At 74.0% G+C, this 17,496-nt stretch carries 13 protein-coding genes; 5 read left to right on the forward strand and 8 right to left on the reverse strand.

What is annotated here, in order from left to right:
• Positions 1-59: 59 nt before the first annotated feature.
• The gene (locus KZX45_RS14050; protein ID WP_374112594.1) at positions 60-1,433 is read left to right on the forward strand and encodes an MFS transporter; all 1,374 of its coding nucleotides are present in this window, start codon (positions 60-62) and stop codon (positions 1,431-1,433) included.
• A gap of 80 nt (positions 1,434-1,513) precedes the next feature.
• Here KZX45_RS14050 and KZX45_RS14055 read toward each other — a convergent pair whose 3' ends face one another.
• Complete coding sequence (locus KZX45_RS14055; RefSeq protein ID WP_248258379.1) at positions 1,514-3,160, reverse strand: thiamine pyrophosphate-binding protein; 1,647 nt, start codon at positions 3,158-3,160, stop codon at positions 1,514-1,516.
• Between the two features lie 179 nt (positions 3,161-3,339).
• Entirely contained in the window at positions 3,340-4,083 is a 744-nt protein-coding gene (locus tag KZX45_RS14060; protein ID WP_248258380.1) for an IclR family transcriptional regulator, read from the reverse strand.
• A gap of 112 nt (positions 4,084-4,195) precedes the next feature.
• Here KZX45_RS14060 and KZX45_RS14065 point away from each other — a divergent pair, with 112 nt between their 5' ends.
• Both KZX45_RS14065 and KZX45_RS14070 read left to right on the forward strand, forming a co-directional pair.
• Positions 4,196-6,103 (forward strand): FAD-binding monooxygenase, encoded by a 1,908-nt coding sequence (locus KZX45_RS14065; protein WP_248258432.1) that lies wholly within the window; start codon positions 4,196-4,198, stop codon positions 6,101-6,103.
• A gap of 47 nt (positions 6,104-6,150) precedes the next feature.
• Positions 6,151-7,620: an NAD-dependent succinate-semialdehyde dehydrogenase gene (locus KZX45_RS14070; RefSeq protein WP_248258381.1), complete on the forward strand. Its 1,470-nt coding sequence runs from the start codon at positions 6,151-6,153 to the stop codon at positions 7,618-7,620.
• Positions 7,621-7,700: 80 nt separating this feature from the next.
• Here the strand turns inward: KZX45_RS14070 and KZX45_RS14075 are convergent, their stop codons facing one another.
• Entirely contained in the window at positions 7,701-8,981 is a 1,281-nt protein-coding gene (locus KZX45_RS14075; protein ID WP_248258382.1) for a glycosyltransferase, read from the reverse strand.
• A gap of 389 nt (positions 8,982-9,370) precedes the next feature.
• On the opposite strand from KZX45_RS14075, the gene KZX45_RS14080 reads away from it, so the two are divergent.
• Both KZX45_RS14080 and KZX45_RS14085 read left to right on the forward strand, forming a co-directional pair.
• On the forward strand, positions 9,371-9,985 hold the full coding sequence (locus tag KZX45_RS14080; RefSeq protein ID WP_248258383.1) for a CGNR zinc finger domain-containing protein: 615 nt from the start codon (positions 9,371-9,373) through the stop codon (positions 9,983-9,985).
• A 13-nt stretch (positions 9,986-9,998) separates the two neighbouring features.
• Entirely contained in the window at positions 9,999-10,421 is a 423-nt protein-coding gene (locus KZX45_RS14085) for a hotdog fold thioesterase (RefSeq protein ID WP_248258384.1), read from the forward strand.
• Here KZX45_RS14085 and KZX45_RS14090 read toward each other — a convergent pair.
• The 5 genes from KZX45_RS14090 to KZX45_RS14115 all read right to left on the reverse strand — a co-directional run bounded on the left by KZX45_RS14090 (position 10,418) and on the right by KZX45_RS14115 (position 17,455).
• Positions 10,418-11,275: a type II CAAX endopeptidase family protein gene (locus tag KZX45_RS14090; RefSeq protein WP_248258385.1), complete on the reverse strand. Its 858-nt coding sequence runs from the start codon at positions 11,273-11,275 to the stop codon at positions 10,418-10,420. The two genes, KZX45_RS14085 and KZX45_RS14090, sit on opposite strands and share 4 nt — an antisense overlap.
• A gap of 121 nt (positions 11,276-11,396) precedes the next feature.
• Entirely contained in the window at positions 11,397-12,035 is a 639-nt protein-coding gene (locus KZX45_RS20025; protein WP_282453685.1) for a gamma carbonic anhydrase family protein, read from the reverse strand.
• A 26-nt stretch (positions 12,036-12,061) separates the two neighbouring features.
• Complete coding sequence (locus tag KZX45_RS14105; RefSeq protein WP_248258386.1) at positions 12,062-13,753, reverse strand: (2,3-dihydroxybenzoyl)adenylate synthase; 1,692 nt, start codon at positions 13,751-13,753, stop codon at positions 12,062-12,064.
• The gene (locus KZX45_RS14110) at positions 13,753-15,819 is read right to left on the reverse strand and encodes an acetate--CoA ligase family protein (RefSeq protein ID WP_248258387.1); all 2,067 of its coding nucleotides are present in this window, start codon (positions 15,817-15,819) and stop codon (positions 13,753-13,755) included. The genes KZX45_RS14105 and KZX45_RS14110 overlap by 1 nt, the downstream gene beginning before the upstream one ends.
• The gene (locus tag KZX45_RS14115; RefSeq protein ID WP_248258388.1) at positions 15,812-17,455 is read right to left on the reverse strand and encodes an FAD-dependent monooxygenase; all 1,644 of its coding nucleotides are present in this window, start codon (positions 17,453-17,455) and stop codon (positions 15,812-15,814) included. The genes KZX45_RS14110 and KZX45_RS14115 overlap by 8 nt, the downstream gene beginning before the upstream one ends.
• Between the last annotated feature and the right edge of the window lie 41 nt (positions 17,456-17,496).

Raw genomic sequence — 17,496 nt, forward strand, 5'->3', positions numbered from 1 at the left:
TGCTCGGCGGCCCACTGACAGCGACGTCGCAACGACACAGGAGTCAACCTATGAGCACCATGAAAGCCAGTCAGGGTGTGACGCCCGCCGCGCACGCGCCCGACCTCGCGGACCGCCGGCGCGTCGTCTTCGCGACCGTCATCGGCACGACGGTCGAGTGGTACGACTTCTTCATCTACGCCTTCGCCGCCGGACTGGTCTTCGGGGAGATCTTCTTCGCCGGCCTGGGCGAGAACAGGCTCCTGCTCTCGTTCGCGACCGTCGGCGTGAGCTTCCTCTTCCGCCCGCTCGGCGCGTTCCTCGCCGGCCACCTCGGCGACAGGTACGGCCGCAAGGTCATCCTCATGGTGACCCTGATCCTCATGGGGCTCGCGACCTCGCTCATCGGCCTCCTGCCGACCTACGCGACGATCGGGGTCGCCGCGCCGATCCTCCTCGTGCTCCTGCGCATCATCCAGGGCATCTCGGCCGGCGGCGAGTGGGGCGGCGCGGTCCTCATGGCGGTCGAGCACGCTCCTGGCAAGCGGCGCGGCCTGTTCGGCGCGGGCCCCCAGACCGGTGTCCCGCTGGGGCTGCTGCTCGCCTCCGGCGTCATGGCGCTCATGGCGATGATCGCCCCCGGCGACGCGTTCCTCCAGTGGGGATGGCGCATCCCGTTCCTGCTCAGCGTCGTCCTCATCCTGGTCGGCTACTACGTGCGCCGGAAGGTCGAGGAGAGCCCGGTCTTCGCCGAGCTGTCCGAGCGCAAGCAGGAGGCGCAGATGCCGATCCTGCGGCTCTTCCGCAAGCACACCGTGCTCGTGGTCGTCGCCGCGCTCGTCTTCGCCGGCAACAACGCGGTCGGCTACATGACGACCGGCGGGTACATCCAGAACTATGCGACGAACCCGGAGGGCCCGCTCGGGCTCGACCGCGGCCCGGTGCTGTGGGCCGTGACCGGCTCCGCCGTCACGTGGCTGGTCTCGACGATCATCGCGGGCGCGGTGTCCGACCGGCTGGGCCGGCGCACGACGTACATCCTCGGCTGGATCCTGCAGCTGGTCGGCGTGATCGCCCTCTTCCCGCTGGTGAACACCGGCGACGTCGGGCTGCTGTTCGCGGGGCTCGCGCTCCTCACGCTCGGCCTCGGTTTCACGTACGGCCCGCAGGCGGCGCTGTACGCGGAGCTCTTCCCGGCCTCGATCCGGTTCTCGGGCGTGTCGATCTCCTACGCCATCGGTGCCATCGCCGGCGGTGCCTTCGCCCCGATGATCGCCGCCGCACTCGTCCAGGCGACGGGCTCCACCACGGCGGTCACCTGGTACCTCGCCGGGATGACCCTGATCGGCCTCGTCGCGACGCTGCTGCTGCGTGACCGTTCGGGCATCCCCCTCGGGCCCGACCACGAGGCGGAGCAGCAGGTGAGCCCGATCCGCGGCCTCTCGAAGGTCTGACCCCTCCCGCCACGCGACCCGCAACCGCGACCCGGCGCCAAGTACGGTGCCGGGTCGCGGCCGCGCGAACCAGGCCCGGGTCAGCTGTTCGCGCGCAGGATCTCGTCCTGGTAGGGCGCGACGACGGCGCGGGAGACCCGCACGTCGAGGAGCAGGAACGGGCGCTCCGCCGCGGGGCGGGCCGCCCACGCCGCCAGCGCCTCCAGGTCCTCGAGCGAGCGCACGACGCGCCCCTCGGCGCCGACGGCGGCGGCGAGCGCCGCGAAGTCGACGTCGGGGATGAGCATCGGCTCCCGCGTCAGGCCCTTGCGCCCGTAGACGTGCACCTCGGCCCCGTAGGCGGCGTCGTTCCACACGACCGCGAGGCCGCGGCCGCCGGCGACCCGCACGGCCGACTCCAGGTCGGCCAGCGCCATCAGCCCGCCGCCGTCGCCGGTCGTGAGCACGACGGTCGACCCGGGGCGGGCGAGCGTCGCCCCGAGCACGCTGGGGAGGCCGAGCCCGATCGCCTGGAACGCGGTGCCGACCATGATCATGCGGTCCGGCGAGGCCACCGGCCAGTACATGTTGGCCCAGCCGATGAAGTGGCCGCCGTCGGAGACGACGACGCGGTCCTCGGGCAGCAGCTCGGCGATGCGGGCCGCCGCGGAACGCGGGTCGAGCCGCCCGTCGGGGGCGGTCCCGTCGCCGGGCTCGTACCGGCGCGCGGCGACGACGTCGACCGTCCCGCGCCACCCGCTCGGGGTGGCGCCGGCGAGCTCGGCGACGATCGCCGCCGCCACCTCCGCGGCGTCCCCGCGCACGTACCCGCCGACGTGCGGGTGTGTGGCCGCGGCGGCGACGTCGACCTGGAAGACGCGGGTGCCCGGGGCGAAGAGCTCGCCGAAGCGCATCGTGAACTGGTTGAGGGACGCCCCGACGACGACGGCGACGTCGGCCTCCCGCACCAGCGCCATCGCCCCCGCGGCGCCGAACCCGCCCGCGACGCCGAGATCGAACTCCGGGCGGGGGAAGACCCCGCGCCCGAGCGCGGTGGTCGCGGTCAGCGCACCGGTGGCGTCGGCGAGCGCGCCGAGCGCCTTGCCGGCGCCCGCCACCCAGGCCCCCCGGCCGGCGAGGAGCAGGGGCCGGCGGGCCGAGGCGAGGGCCGCGGCGATCTCGCGCACCATCCCCGCGGCGAACGCCCCGCGCGGCAGCAGCGGCCCGGGGAGGCGCGGGGCCGGCAACTCGGGAACCGGTCCGGCGTCCAGCGCGGCGACGTCGTAGGGGATCGCCAGCACCGTGGGGACCCGGTAGGTCAGCGCGTGCTCGACGGCGATGACCGTGGTGGCGGCGGCGTCCGTGCGCCCCGCCGTGTACGTGCGGGCCCCGACGGCCGAGGCCATCGCGATCTGGTCGACGTCCCACGGGCGCGGCCCTGACGTCGGCTCGTCGCCGACGACGAGCACGAGCGGCACGTGCGCCTGCACGGCCTCGGCCAGCGCGGTGAGGGTGTTGGTGAAGCCGGCCCCGTACGTCGTCGTGGCCGCGGCGAGCCGGCCGGACGCCCGGTGAAAGGCGTCGGCGGCGACGACGCCGCCCGCCTCGTGCCGCACCGCGGTGAACTGCGCGCCGGTCTGGCGCTCGAGTGCGTCGAGGAAGTAGGCGTTCCCGTTGCCCATGACCCCGAAGACGTGGTCCACGTGGGCGGCGAGGGTGACGGCGACGTGGGCGGAAACCGTGGGCATGGCGAAGGCGTCTCCGGGCTGGTCGGTGAGAATCCGTGCGGGTCCCTCGGACAGGCGCCTGGCGGCTGTGCCGGGCCCGGGCGCCGTGGGACGTCGCACCGGGGACTCATGCTAGCGGTGCCGGCGTTACCTGCGGTGCCGGCGGTGCCCGGACCCGCGGTGCCCGTGCCCCCCCGGCGTCAGCCGCCCAGCGCGTCGCGGATCGAGGCCGCGCTCGCCGCCAGTCGTGCCGCGATCGCGGGCGCCTCGTGGTCGCTCGCGACGTAGACGACGGCGATGGCGGCCGGGTCGCGCCCGCGCAGGCGCAGCGGCACCGCGACCGACCGCACGCTCGGGATGACCTCGTCGTGGCTCTGGACGTAGCCGCGGACCGCGGTCGCCATCGCCTCCTCCGCCAGTCGCGCGGGGACGCCCGACGGCCACTCGTGCCGGGGGAGTGCCGAGAGGATGGCCTTGCCCGGCGCGCCGACGGTCACCGGGTGCCGCATGCCCGGCCGCTGCGCCACCGGGGCGGCCGCGTGCCGGGGCTCGACGCTGGTCAGCGTGACGCACTCGTCGTGGTCGAGCACGGCGAGGAAGCAGGTCATGCCGAGCTCGTTGGCGACGGCGGTGAGCTCGGGCAGCGCCTCGGCCTGGAGGTCGTGCGCGACGGCCGCGGCGAGCGCGGCCATCCGCGCGCCGAGGGCGACCCGCCCGGTCGAGTCGCGGCCCACGAGGCCGTGGTGCTCGAGCGTGCGCAGCAGCCGGTAGGCGATGGAGCGGTGGACGGCGAGGCGGTCGGCGATCTCGTCGATCGTCAGCGGCTCGCGCGCGTCGGCCAGGAGCTCGAGGATCTGAATGCCGCGGCTCAGCGTCTGCGACGCCGGGACGCCCGCCGACGTCGGTGGCCGGGGCGTCACCGTCGACCGCCGGGGGTGTTGCATGCGCCACAAACCATCGTATACGATCCGTTCAATAGTAGAACTGCGTGTTCGAAAGTAGAACACGTGGCCCCCGTCGACAAGAACCTCGACACCGATGTCCGAGGAGGCAAACATGCAGTTCCACCACCACGGGTACGTCTCGGGCGACCCCCGCGTCCTGCCGGCGGCCGGGGTCGGTATCGATCGCCCCGAAGAGCTTCCCGACGAGGTCGACGTCCTCATCGTCGGCTCGGGGCCCGCGGGGATGATCGCGGCGGCCCAGCTCTCGCAGTTCCCGGACGTCACGACGCGCATCGTCGAGCGCCGGGACGCGCGGCTCGAGATCGGCCAGGCCGACGGCATCCAGGCGCGCAGCGTCGAGACCTTCCAGGCCTTCGGCTTCGCCGGGCGCATCATCGACGAGGCGTACCGGATCACCGAGATGAGCTTCTGGCGGCCGGACCCGGACGACCCGTCGCGGATCGTCCGCGGGGAGCGCCCGCAGGACGACCCCGCCGGCATCAGCGAGTTCCCGCACCTCATCGTCAACCAGGCACGCGTGCTCGACTACTTCGCCGAGTACATGGCCATCTCCCCGACCCGGATGAAGCCGGACTACGGCTACGAGTTCCGGGGCCTGGAGGTCTCCGGCGAGGGAGACCACCCGGTCACCGTGACCCTCGTCCGCACCGCGGGGGAGGGCGCGGGGCAGGAGAAGGTGGTCCGGGCGAAGTACGTGCTCGGCGCCGACGGCGCCCACAGCGGCGTGCGCCAGTCCATCGGCTGCACGATGAAGGGCGACCAGGCCTTCCACGCCTGGGGCGTCATGGACGTCCTGGCGGTCACCGACTTCCCCGACATCCGCACCAAGTGCGCCATCCAGTCCGGGTCGGGCGGCAACATCCTCCACATCCCGCGCGAGGGCGGCTTCCTGTTCCGCATGTACGTCGACCTCGGCGAGGTGAACCCGAACGACCGGGGGGCCGTGCGCCGGACGACGGTCGAGCAGATCATTGCGAGGGCGAACGAGATCCTGCACCCCTACACGCTCGACGTGCGCGACGTCGCCTGGCACAGCGTCTACGAGGTGGCCCACCGCGTCACCGACAGGTTCGACGACGTGCCCCTCGAGGAGATCGGCACCCGCAACCCGCGCGTCTTCATCGCCGGCGACGCCTGCCACACCCACAGCGCCAAGGCGGGCCAGGGCATGAACGTCTCGATGCAGGACGGCTTCAACCTGGGCTGGAAGCTCGGCTACGTCCTCTCCGGACGCAGCCCGGAGAGCCTGCTGGGCACGTACTCCGCCGAGCGGCAGGTCATCGCCCAGCAGCTGATCGACTTCGACAAGGAGTGGTCGACGCTCATGGCGAAGCGGCCGGAGGAGTTCGCCAACCCCGCGGAGCTCGCCGACTTCTACGTCCGCACCGCCGAGTTCCCGGCCGGCTTCATGACGCAGTACCCGCCGTCGATGCTCGTGGCGGAGCCGACCCACCAGGAGCTCGCCACCGGGTTCCCCCTCGGGAAGCGCTTCCGGTCCGCACGCGTCGTTCGCGTCGCCGACGCCAACCCCCTCCACCTCGGCCACCAGCACCGGGCGGACGGCAGGTGGCGCGTGTACGCCTTCGCCGACGCCGCCGCCCCCGGCGAGCCGTCGGCGCTGACGGACTGGGCCGAGTGGATGGCCGGCTCGCCGGACTCCCCGGTCCTCGCCCACACCCCCGAGGGGGCCGACCTCGACAGCGTCCTGGAGGTCAAGGTCGTCTTCCAGCAGAAGCACGCCGACGTCGACATCTCCCGGGTGCCCGAGCTGTTCCTGCCCCGCAGCGGGCCGTTCCAGCTGATCGACTACGAGAAGGTCTTCGCGACGCACCCGGAGGAGGACATCTTCGACCTGCGCGGCGTCGACCGCGCCGGGTGCGTGGTCGTGGTCCGGCCCGACCAGTACGTCGCCGCCGTCCTCCCGCTGGGCGCCACGGACGAGCTCGCCGCGTTCTTCCGGCAGCATCTGCTGGTGAAGAACCGACAGCCCGTGGGGTAGACCTGGAAGCACGAGGACCACGGCATCCGAGACGACGAAGGAGTCCCATGAGTGACAACCGCGAGACCGCGCTGCTGGCGAGCGTGCCGGACCGCCTCTTCATCGGCGGGCGCTGGCGCGAGGCCGAGGAGGGGAGGACCCTCAGCGTCTACGACCCCGCCACCGGCGAACGGGTCAGGACGATCGCCGACGCCTCGCCGGCCGACGGCCTCGCGGCGCTGGACGCGGCCTCGGAGGCGTTCCCCGCCTGGGCGGCCACGCCGGCGCGCGAGCGTGGGGAGATCCTGCGCCGCGCCTTCGACCTGCTCCAGGAGCGCAAGGAGGACTTCGCCCTGCTCATGACGATCGAGATGGGCAAGCCGCTCGCCGAGGCGCGCGGCGAGGTCGCGTACGGCGGCGAGTTCGTCCGGTGGTTCAGCGAGGAGGCCTCGCGGATCCAGGGCCGCTACGGTCCGAACCCCGAGGGCACCGGCCGGATGGTCGTGTCCCAGCACCCGGTCGGCCCGTGCTTCCTCATCACGCCGTGGAACTTCCCGCTCGCGATGGCGACACGCAAGATCGCCCCCGCCCTCGCCGCCGGCTGCACGGTCGTGATCAAGCCCGCCGAGCTGACCCCCCTGACGACGCTGTACTTCGCGAAGCTCCTCGAGGACGCCGGGCTCCCCGCCGGCGTCGTCAACGTCCTCACCACCTCCACCTCGGGGGCTGTGTCCGAGCCGATCATCCGCGACCCGCGCCTGCGGAAGCTCTCCTTCACCGGCTCCACGCCGGTGGGCCAGCGCCTCCTCGAGCAGGCCGCGCAGGGCGTGCTGCGCACCTCGATGGAGCTGGGCGGCAACGCGCCGTTCGTAGTCTTCGACGACGCCGACCTCGACAAGGCGGTCGACGGGGCCATCGCGGCGAAGTTCCGCAACGTCGGGCAGGCGTGCACGGCCGCGAACCGCTTCATCGTCCACCGCGACGTCGCCGACGAGTTCGCGCGCCGAGTCACCGAGCGGGTCGAGGGCTTCACGGTCGGCCGGGGGACCGAGGAAGGCGTGACGATCGGTCCGCTGATCAACGCCGACGCGGTCGAGAAGGCGGCGGCCCTCGTGGGCGACGCGGTGCAGCGCGGCGCGAGCCTGCGCACCGGCGGCAGCGCCGTCGACGGTCCGGGGGCGTTCTACGCGCCGACCGTCGTCACGGACGTGCGCCCCGGCAGCGACATCCTGCGCGAGGAGATCTTCGGGCCGGTGCTCGCCGTCGTCCCGTTCGACACCGAGGACGAGGCGGTGCGCATCGCCAACGACACCGAGTACGGGCTGGTCTCCTACGTCTACACCGAGAACCTCGCCCGCGGGCAGCGCATGATCGAGCGGCTCGAGACGGGGATGATGGGCCTGAACGTCGGCGTCGTGTCCAACGCCGCGGCGCCGTTCGGCGGGTGGAAGATGTCCGGCCTGGGACGCGAGGGAGGCTTCGAGGGCATCCACGAGTACCTCCAGACCAAGTACACGCTCACGCCGAACCCGTTCTGACCCGACCGGGGTAGGGAGCGAGCGCGCGGCAGGACCGGGGCGGGTCCGCGTGGGGCGGGGCTCTGCGGCACGCCCGGGGCTCAGCCGTCGAGGTGCGCCTCGAGCAGGTCCGCCGCGGCGCGGGTCCCGCCGAGGGCGCGCAGCTCGGCGCCGAGCCGGGCGGCCACGGCGCGGTAGCCCGGGTCCGTCGTCACGCGGCGGTAGGCGTCGGCGATTGCGCCCGGGCGCGGCGAGCCCGTGCGCAGGTCGATCCCGGCGCCCAGCCAGCCGATCCGGGCGGCGACCTCCGGCTTGTCCAGGTCGCCGCCGGCGACGACCAGCGGGATGTCGTGGCGCAGCGCCTGGAGCACCCCGCCGTAGCCGCCGTTGGTGACGACCACCGAGGTGCGCGGGAGCAGATGGGGGTACGGCACCATCGCCGCGACGCGCGCGTTCGCGGGCACCGGGCCCGGCAGCGGACCCGTGCGATGGCCCAGCCCAGCCACGACGAGCACGTCCTGGTCGGCGAGTGCCTCGAGCGTCGGCAGGATCAGGTCGTGCGGGTCCACGTTCGCCGTCCCCTGCGTCACGTGCACCACCGGGACCTTCGCCTTCACGACGTCGTCCCACCAGTCCGGCAGCGCCGGAGCGTCGGCGGCAGGGGCGCCGTCGTCGGTGAGGTCGCCGACGAAGCGGATGTGGCGGGGCAGGTCCGTGCGGGGGTAGTCCAGGCCGGGGGCGCCCGCCGCCACGACCAGCTCAGGGGAGTACCACATGGTCGCGAAGGTCTCCCGGTCGGGCGTGAGCCCGGCCGCGCGGCGCGTGCGCCGGTACCGCCGCGTCAGGGCCGCCGTCCCGGCGCCGGAGACGGCGCCGAGCACCGCGTCCCGCGCCCTCCCGCGCACGCCCCGGGCGGGGAGGAGCCCCAGGCCCGTCGGGGGGATGCCCCTGCCGGGCAGCCACAGCGCGATCGGGGAGACGCTGGCCCACCGGGAGCCCAGGCGTTCCGCCGCGAACCGGGTGCCGAGCGACATGGGGTCACCGGCGAGCAGCTCCCACGGCTGGTGGTCGTGGGCAGCCAGCAGGTCGGTGCACTGCGCCGGTGCGGTGCCGAGGAAGAGGTCCTCGAGGTTGACCAGGACCTGCCGGAAGCCCTTCCTGTCCCGCATCCGGGGAAACGTGGCGGCGTAGTTGCGCTCGTCGAAGTCGGGCGCCGCCTGCCAGGGGACGGCCCGCGCGCCGACCTCCTCGAACAGGTGGGTGTAGGACCTGCCGGTGTAGACGCGAACGTCGTGCCCGCGGCGGACGAGCTCGGCGGCCACCGCCCGGATCGGGCGGGCGTGCCCGGCGAACGGCATCGCGGTCATCATGATCGAGGCCACGCGTCGAGTCTTGCAGGAGGAGCAGGCCGAGGGCCGGGAAAGCCAAGCCGGCCCGTGAGGCACGCGGGAGGAGCCGGCCCGTGGGGCACGCGGGAGGAGCCGGCCCGTGGGGCGGCGGAGCCACCGCCGCCCCGTGTCCGGTCGGCCGAGGGCGTGCGGAGCGGGGCGGACCCCGCACCGGCGGGTGACCGCTCGTCGCTCGAGCTGAGTCCATCGTGTCCCGTTCGTCCGGTGGTGCCGTGCGGGCGTCATCGTCACGGTAGACCTGCCTGAGTAACCGGACAAGGGTAAAAAGGGGTTAGTCCGGGCGCACTGGTCAGTAACCCGATATGCCGTATGAATGGTTAGGATGGAGTCCTCGACGGACGACTGCGGAGGGGAGGTGCTCGATGGCTGCGAGGACGGTTGCCGGCCTGACGCTCCCCGTGCCGGTGGCGGGCCACCCCGCCCTCGAGCTGTGCAACACCCGGGCGAACTGGACCTCTCCCGACTACCGCGAGTACCTGGTGAGCCTCGACCACGCCGTCATCCTCGCCGTCGACCGGGAGCTTCTGGACGGGGCGGCCGCCCGGGAGGTGGCCGCCCGGGCGGCGGCCGACTCGCGTGCGGCGGAGCTAGCCCTCGGCCGGCTGCTCACGCTCCGGCGCGACCTCTACGCGGTCCTCACCGCGCCTGAGCCCGCCTCCGCGGTCCGGCGCCTGGACCGGGCGATGCTGGCGGCCCGCCGCCGTCGTCACTTCGTGGGGCTGGACGAGGCGGGAGCGCCGGCCTGGAGCCGGGTGGTCGACCTCGACACCCCGCTGGACGCGTTCGCGGCGGCGGCCGAGGATCTGCTCACGACGGCGGCCGGGGAGCACGTGCGGGCCTGCGCCGGCACCGGGTGCGGGTGGCTCTTCACCGACCCCTCCCACCGTCGCCGCTGGTGCAGCATGCAGTGGTGCGGCAACCGGGAGAAGGCCCGCCGCCACGCGGCCCGGGCCGCGCACGGCCGGACGGTGACCTGACAGGCTGGTCCCCATGACGCAGAACACCACCACTGCCATCCAGAAGCCCCCGGTCGGCGGGGCCCTGAGCGGACGGCTGGGCATCACCTTCAGCGAGCTCGGTGCCGAGCGCGCCGTGGCGACGATGCCCGTGGAGGGCAACACGCAGAGCCACGGAATCCTGCACGGCGGCGCCTCCGCGGCCCTGGCCGAGACCGTCGCGTCGGTGGCTGCCAACCTGCACGCGGGTGAGGGGCAGGTGGCGTTCGGGGTCGAGCTCAACGCCAGCCACCACCGCAGCGCCGCGGCCGGCACGGTGACCGCCGTCGCGACCGCCCTGCACCTGGGCCGAACCCTGGCCAGCTACGAGGTCGTGGTCTCCGACGACCGGGGCCGGCGCCTATGCACGGCGCGGCTGACCTGCGCGGTCGTCGAGGACCGACGCCCCGGGTCCTAGCGTGCCGACCTGCGCCCCGGTCCGCCCGAGGCGTCGCTCGCGGCGGACCCCGGCAGGCCGGCGACCGGCCGGAGCGTGACCCGCCGGCCGTTGCGGGCGAGGTGCTCCGGGCCGCACACGGCGACGACGACGATCGCCGCCGCCGTCGTGAGGACGGCGACGAGCCACGGCGCGCTCCCGAAGAGCCCCACCACGTTGGTGACCCCGTGGAGCAGGACCACGACGAGCAGGCTGCCGCTGGTGCTGTTGTAGAGCCAGGTGTACAGCACCGCCTCGGCGACGACCCAGACGACGTACGGAACCAGGGGATAGGTGGACATCGTGGGGTCTCCGCCCAGGAGCAGCGGCAGGTGCCACAGCGCCCAGAGCAGCCCGACGACGAGGCTCGACGTCAGCGCGCTGTGCCGCACCTGCAGGGCCGGCAGGGCGAACCCGCGCCAGCCCGCCTCCTCCGGCACGGCGGCGATCACGTAGCGCAGCAGCGCCATGACGACCACCGGCACGGACCCGAGCGCTGCCAGCTCAGCCGTGAGCGACCCGCTCAGCACGGCGGCGAGGATCCAGATCGCGGGGAAGAGACAGGCTGCCACCACGAACCATCGGACGCTCACCCGCCACCGCAGCAGCGGACGGAGCAGCGTCTCCGCCGCGTCCGCGCGACTCACGGCACGCATGACCGCCCAGGCCGCGATGCCGGGCCCCAGACCGCCGAGAACGAACAAGCCTGGGACGTCGACGGCGATCAGCCCCCGGTTGTGCGCCGCCATGGGCCACCAACTGAGCCACGTGATGGTGAACGCGAGAACGTAGAACGCCAGCACCGGCCGGGTCCGGACCCAGCTCTTCAGGGCCACCGTGCCACCCCTTCGTCAGCACGTCGTCAGTCGCGCCCCGCCGAAGGGAAGCCGGCGCTCCCCGCGCGCCCCTACCGTCCCACCTGCGAGCACGAAGGTGCCAGGTGCCTTGGTCCCTCCGTCAGCCGGCGGGCGGGACCACCGGCTGACGGGCTCGGTCCCGAGCCTCGCGAACGGGCACCGCGTCCTCTGGACCGAACGGCAGCACAGGGCGGTCCGGCTCGCGTTCCGGGAGCGGCGTGACCTCTCTGAGCTGGTCGCGGGAGAGCGCGGCGAGGTCGTGGTACATCCGGGTGCCGTGCGCCTTCCACTCGAGCTCGGTGGGGGAGAGCTCGCGGACCACCCGCGCCGGCGAGCCCAGCACGAGGTGTCCGGCCGGCACGTCCATCTCCGCCAGCACGAGCGAGCCCGCACCGACGAAGGCCCGCTCGCCGATCCGCGCACCGTCCAGCAGGACGGCTCCGATCCCGATGAGCGCCCCGGCACCGACCGTGCACCCGTGCAGCACGGCGGCGTGGCCGACGTGCCCGTCCTCAGCGATCTCGGTGGTGCGGCCAGGGAAGGTGTGCACGACGCATGCGTCCTGCACGTTCGATCCCGGCCCCAGGACGATGCCGCCGTGGTCGCCGCGCAGGGACGCGTGCGGCCCCACGTAGCAGCGCGGCCCGACCACGACGTCGCCGATCAGCACCGCGCTGGGGTGCACGTACGCCGTCGGGTCGACGACCGGGACCACCCCGGCGAACGCGTACGCCGTCATCGGAGGTAGAGGTGACGGGGCATCGCTCAGACCCCGGCCCGGACGCCGAGCCCGGTGGCCAGCCGCTCGGCGATGTCGCTGCGGAGCGCCTTCTTGTTGATCTTGCCGACCTTCGTGGTGGGCAGCTCGTCGACGACCTCGACGTGCTCGGGCCACTTGTAGCGGGCCACCCCGGCGTCCTCCATGGCGGCCTGGATCTGCGGCAGGGTGACGCTCGCGCCGTCGTGCGGGACGACGTAGAGGCACACCCGCTCGCCGAGTGCGTCGTCCGGCATGGCGACCGCGGCGACGAGCCGCACCGCGGGCAGCTGGTAGACGAGGTTCTCGACCTCCTCCGCGGAGACCTTCTCCCCGCCGCGGTTGATCATGTCCTTGTCGCGACCCTCGACGATGAGGTTGCCCATCTCGTCCGTGCGGCAGATGTCGCCGGAGCGGTACCAGCCGTCGGCGGTGAAGGCGCGGGCGTTCTGCTCCTCGGCGCGGTAGTAGCCGCGCAGCGTGTACGGGCCCTGGGTGATGAGCGACCCGGGCATGCCCTGCGGGACGGGGTTGTCGTGCTCGTCGACGAGAAGGACTTGGTCTGCGGTCGACATCGGCCGACCCTGGGTGGTGAAGATGACCTCCTCGGGGTCGTCGAGGCGGGTGTAGTTCAGCAGTCCCTCAGCCATGCCGAACACCTGCTGGAGCGTGCAGCCGAGCGTGCCGGGGACGCGTCGGGCGACCTCGTCGGCCAGCCGGGAGCCGCCGACCTGCAGCACCTTGAGGGAGGCGAGCTGGTCGGTCGGGTGGGCCGCCTGCTCGTCGAGCCACCGCTTGGCGACGGCGGGGACCACGGCGGTGTGGGTGACGCCCTCCCGTTCGATGGTGGCGAACGCCCGCGCCGGAGAGGGGCTGGGCAGCATGACGACCGTGCCGCCGACGAGCAGGGTGCCGAGCACTCCCGGGCAGGCGAGCGGGAAGTTGTGAGTCACCGGGATGCTCACGAGGTAGACGGTGTCGGCGTCGAAGCCGCAGACCTTCGTGGACTCCTTGGCGTTGAAGGCGTAGTCGTCGTGCGAGCGGGGGATGAGCTTCGGGATGCCGGTGGTGCCCCCGGAGAGCAGGAAGAGGGCGACGTCGGAGCTCGCCGGCTCCTCCGCGTCCCACCGGGCGCGGTGGCCGGCGGTCTCCGCGTCGTCGGCCGGCGCGGCGCAGAGCGCGCGCAGGTCGACCGACCCCTCGGCGACCTGCTCACCGGCGACCAGCAGATGGCGCAGACCGGGGTTCTCGGCGGCGAGCTCGCGGGCGAGACGCTGGTGGTCGAAGTCCTTCACGACGTCCGGCACCGCGACGGCGACGGCCTCGGCGTGGGCGACGAAGTAGGACATCTCGTGGCGCCGGTGCCCGGGCAGGGCCATCACCGGGACGATGCCGGCTCGGAAGCAGGCCAGGGTGAGCACGACGAACTCCCAGCCGTTGGGCAGCTGGACCACGATCCGGTCACCCGCCGCGACGCCGAGGTCGCGCAGCCGGGAGGCGGCGGCGTCGGCCCGGGCGACCAGCTCGGCGTAGCTCAGGCGCACCTTTCCGTCGACCACGGCGACGTCGTCCGCGTGGGCGTCGGCGGCGCTCCAGAGGTGGTGCCCCAGGCTCTTGCCCTCCCAGTACCCGGCGGCGGTGAACCGTTCGACCAGCTCGGCGGGCCAGGGGACGATTCCTTCGGAGATGGGGCGAACCATCACGACTCCTTCGTGGTGACGACAGCGTCGAGGGCGACGAGCCCGTCCGCGGTGACCCGCAGCGGGTTGATCTCGACGTCCGCCAGGTGCGGGGCGTCGAGGAGGAGGGTGCCGAGCGCGCTGACGAGGTCGGCGAGCTCGGACTGGTCGAGTGCGGGCGAGCCGCGGAAGCCTTCCAGGAGGGCGCGCCCGGCCAGGTCGTCGGGCATGGTGGCGGCCTCCGCCGGGGAGAGCGGCGCGACGCGGAGGCTGACGTCGGCCAGTGCCTCCGCCACGGTGCCACCGAGCCCGAGCAGGACGACCGGGCCGAAGACCGGGTCCCGGCGCGCGCCGAGGATGAGGTCGACGCCGGCCGGGGCCATGGCCTCGACGAGGAACCGTTCCGCGCCCGCGGCCCGCAGGGCGGCGAGGGCCTCGTCCAGCTCCTCGTGGGTGCGCACGCCCAGGCGGACGCCGCCGACCTCGGTCTTGTGGAGCACGGCCGCGTCGAGAAGCTTGACGGCGACCGGGCCGCCGATCTCGTCCAGGGCGCCGTGCGCCTCGGCGTCCGAGCCGCAGGCGCGGCGCGGCATGGTGCGCACGCCGAGCTGCGCGACCAGGCTCTTGGCCTGGTCCTCGTCCCACGAGGTCCGCTCCGCCGCGGCCCGGAGCCCGCCGACGGTGGCACCTGCCGGTCGGGCGCTCGCGGCGCCGCGTGCCAGACCGTGCTGGCGGCGGGCGTCCTCGACCAGCGCGGCGACGCCGGTGGCCAGCGCCGTCGGGGCGCCGTACGCGGCGACTCCGGCGGTGTGGAGACGGCGACGGATCGCGCGGACCTCGTCCGGCGCACCGCCGACGCCCACGAGCGTGGGCACGGCCGAGCCGGCGGAGGCGGCCGGGACCGTGGCGGCCAGGTCGATGCTGTCCGGCTCGGTGAGGGCATAGGTGGCGACGGCGTCCACGCCCGGGTCGGCGGCGACGGTCCCGAGGACGGCGCCGAACGTCTCGGCCGGGCGGCCGGTGTCCACGGGATTGCGCTGATAGGTCAGCGGGGGCAGGAGCTCGCCGAGCCGCGCGACGGTCGCGTCGACCAGCGCGGGCACGGCGACCCCGTGCCCGCGGAGGCTGTCCATGAGCAGCAGGCCCGGACCGGCCTGCGCCGTCACGATGCCCACGCCCGGGTCGGCCGCGGGAGCGAGGCGGGTGTGGGAGAGCGCGGCGACGGCGTCGACGAGCTGCTGCTCGTCGTCCACCAGGACCGCGCCGGCCTGGCGCAGCGCCGCGCGCGTGGTCCGCCACGACGTGGCGAGGGCGCCGGTGTGGGACTGGGCGAACTCGGCGACGTCGTTGCGGCCCACCACGAGCGCGACCACGGGCACCCGCTCGGTCAGCGCCCGGACGGACTCCACGAGGCGCCGCCCGTCCGCGACCGACTCCACGTGCAGCGCCACCACGCGGGTGGCGGCGTCGTCGCGGAGATGGTCGAGGACGTCGGGGGCGGTGACGTCCGTGGCGTTGCCCAGCCCGACGGCGAGGCTCACGCCCAGGCCGGCCTCGGCGAGGAGGAAGGACAGGGCGTGGTTGATCCCGCCGGAGGCCGCGACGACGGCGACCCCGCCGGCCGGCACGTCCGCGGCCGCCGGGACGAAGCTCGCGGTGAGCCTCTGGGCGGGGGAGAAGAACCCGGAGGTGTTCGGCCCGAGGAGTCGCACGCCGGTGCGGCGGGCGGCCTCGAGCAGGGCCGCCTGGTGGACGGCGCCCTGCTCGCCGGACTCGGCGAACCCGCCGGCGCAGACGAGGGCGGCCTTCGTGCCCGCCGCCGCGGCGTCCTCGACGGCGGAGGCGCAGGCCGCGGCGGGCACGCACAAGACCGCGAGGTCCAGCGGCGCGCCGAGGGCCCGCGAGGCCGCCGCGACGGAGGCGTGCAGCCCGGCGGCGGGGTCGGGGTTGCGCGAGTTGACGAGCCCGAGGGCGCCGTCGAAGCTGCGCAGGGAGCGGGCCATGACGGCGCCGAGCTTCGCGCCGGAGCGCGAGGCGCCGACGACGGCGACGCCGCGCGGGGAGAAGAGGGGCCGCAGGTCAGACACCGGTGCCTCCCGCGGTCGCGACGAGGTCGGCCCGGCCGGAGAGGACCAGGGTGGCGGCGCGGTCCTCGTCGGCCTGCTCCTCCACCAGGGCGACCGGCAGGCCGGCGGCGAGACGGGCCTCCTCGGCGAGCAGGACCCGGGTGAGCGGCGTCCCGCCGTGCACCGCGACGAGCGCGGGCCGCTCGGTGCGGCAGGCCGCCACGGCGGCCGCGGCGCCGGCCACGCCGTCCTCCGTCTCCGGGGCCGTGAGCCACAGCGCCCACGGCTCGTCCTTGCCGAGCGCGCTGCCGCCCGCGACGGCGTGCCCGCCGTCCAGGGTGCTGCCGCCGTCCAGGGCGGTGGGGCACTCGGCGAGCGGGACGACGGCGCCGCCGTCATCGGTCACGAACCGCCGCCCGTCGCGCTCGACGATCCGCGCGGTGCGGCCCGGGAAGGTCACCTCGCCCAGGTCGAGCGGAGTGCTGAGCGGGTCGCTGCCATGCCGCGCGCGCCAGGCGGCGTCGACGGCGGCGATGAAGTCGGGGTCGCGGCGGGCGATCTTGGCGCGGCCGATGGACCGGCTCATGAAGTGGAAGGCGAACTGCGTGGGGTCGAACGCGGCGTGGTAGCGGCCGAAGTGCTCCCACCAGGACAGGCTGGGGCGGGCCGAGCCCTGGATCTTCTCCACGGAGGGGCGGGCCGCCGCCTCGTACGCGGCCAGGGCCCGCTCGACGTCGTCGTGCTCGGCCACGGCGCGGGCGAGCTCGATCGCGTCCTCCATCGCCATCTTGGTGCCGGAGCCGACCGAGAAGTGCGCGGTGTGCGCGGAGTCGCCGAGGAGGGCCAGCCTGCCGGCGTGCCAGGACGCGGCCCGGCGGGTGCGGAAGTTCCCCCAGCGGGAGTTGTTGACCAGCAGCGGCTGCCCGTCGATCTCGTCGGCGAAGAGCTCCTCGAGGTACTTGCGGCTCTTCTCGTCGCTCGGCCCGGGGGGCTGGGTGACGTCGAACTCGTCGAGGCCGGCGCGGCGCCAGGTCTCCTCGTCGGTCTCGACGATGAAGGTGCCGACGTCCTCCGAGATGGGGTAGCCGTGGACGGCGAAGACGCCGTGCGGGGCCTCCTTGTGGACGAACGTCAGTCCGTCGAACATGTAGGAGGTGCCGAACCAGATGAACTTCGCGCTCGCCTGGACGGCGGAGGGGCCGAACTGGTCGGCGAAGCGCTCGCGGGCGCGGGAGTTCGCGCCGTCGGAGGCGACGACGAGGTCGTGGGTGTCGAGCACCTCCTCGACGTCGACCTCTGTCTCGAAGCGCAGGTCCACGCCCTCGGCGCGGGCGCGGTCCTGCAGGAGCAGCAGCAGCGTCTTGCGGGAGATGGCGGCCATCCCGTTGCCGCCCACGGTGATCCGCTCGCCCTTGAGCCGGACCTCGATGTCCTCCCAGTGCGTGCCGTGCTCGCGCAGCGCGTCGATGAGCACCGGGTCGGCGGCGTTGATCTTCTCCAGGGTCGCGTCCGAGAAGACGACGCCGAAGCCGTAGGTGTCGTCGGCGCGGTTGCGCTCGTAGACGGTCACCCGGGCGTCAGGCCGGCGCTGCTTGATGAGCGTGGCGGCGAACAGACCGCCTGGGCCACCGCCGATGCAGGCTACTGAGAGCGACATGGGATCTCCTACGGTTCACGTCGTCGTGTGGTCACCAGGAG

It is taken from the genome of Georgenia sp. EYE_87 (assembly GCF_023148685.1).
In the GTDB taxonomy this organism is placed as follows: Bacteria; Actinomycetota; Actinomycetes; order Actinomycetales; family Actinomycetaceae; genus Georgenia.

What these genes read in the sequence shown, in the direction of transcription:
- KZX45_RS14050 (WP_374112594.1), top strand. Translation starts at nt 60, where the DNA reads ATGAAAGCCAGTCAGGGTGTGACGCCCGCCGCGCACGCGCCCGACCTC.
- KZX45_RS14055 (WP_248258379.1), bottom strand. Translation starts at nt 3,160, where the DNA reads ATGCCCACGGTTTCCGCCCACGTCGCCGTCACCCTCGCCGCCCACGTG.
- KZX45_RS14060 (WP_248258380.1), bottom strand. Translation starts at nt 4,083, where the DNA reads ATGCAACACCCCCGGCGGTCGACGGTGACGCCCCGGCCACCGACGTCG.
- KZX45_RS14065 (WP_248258432.1), top strand. Translation starts at nt 4,196, where the DNA reads ATGCAGTTCCACCACCACGGGTACGTCTCGGGCGACCCCCGCGTCCTG.
- KZX45_RS14070 (WP_248258381.1), top strand. Translation starts at nt 6,151, where the DNA reads ATGAGTGACAACCGCGAGACCGCGCTGCTGGCGAGCGTGCCGGACCGC.
- KZX45_RS14080 (WP_248258383.1), top strand. Translation starts at nt 9,371, where the DNA reads ATGGCTGCGAGGACGGTTGCCGGCCTGACGCTCCCCGTGCCGGTGGCG.
- KZX45_RS14085 (WP_248258384.1), top strand. Translation starts at nt 9,999, where the DNA reads ATGACGCAGAACACCACCACTGCCATCCAGAAGCCCCCGGTCGGCGGG.
- KZX45_RS20025 (WP_282453685.1), bottom strand. Translation starts at nt 12,035, where the DNA reads ATGACGGCGTACGCGTTCGCCGGGGTGGTCCCGGTCGTCGACCCGACG.
- KZX45_RS14105 (WP_248258386.1), bottom strand. Translation starts at nt 13,753, where the DNA reads ATGGTTCGCCCCATCTCCGAAGGAATCGTCCCCTGGCCCGCCGAGCTG.
- KZX45_RS14115 (WP_248258388.1), bottom strand. Translation starts at nt 17,455, where the DNA reads ATGTCGCTCTCAGTAGCCTGCATCGGCGGTGGCCCAGGCGGTCTGTTC.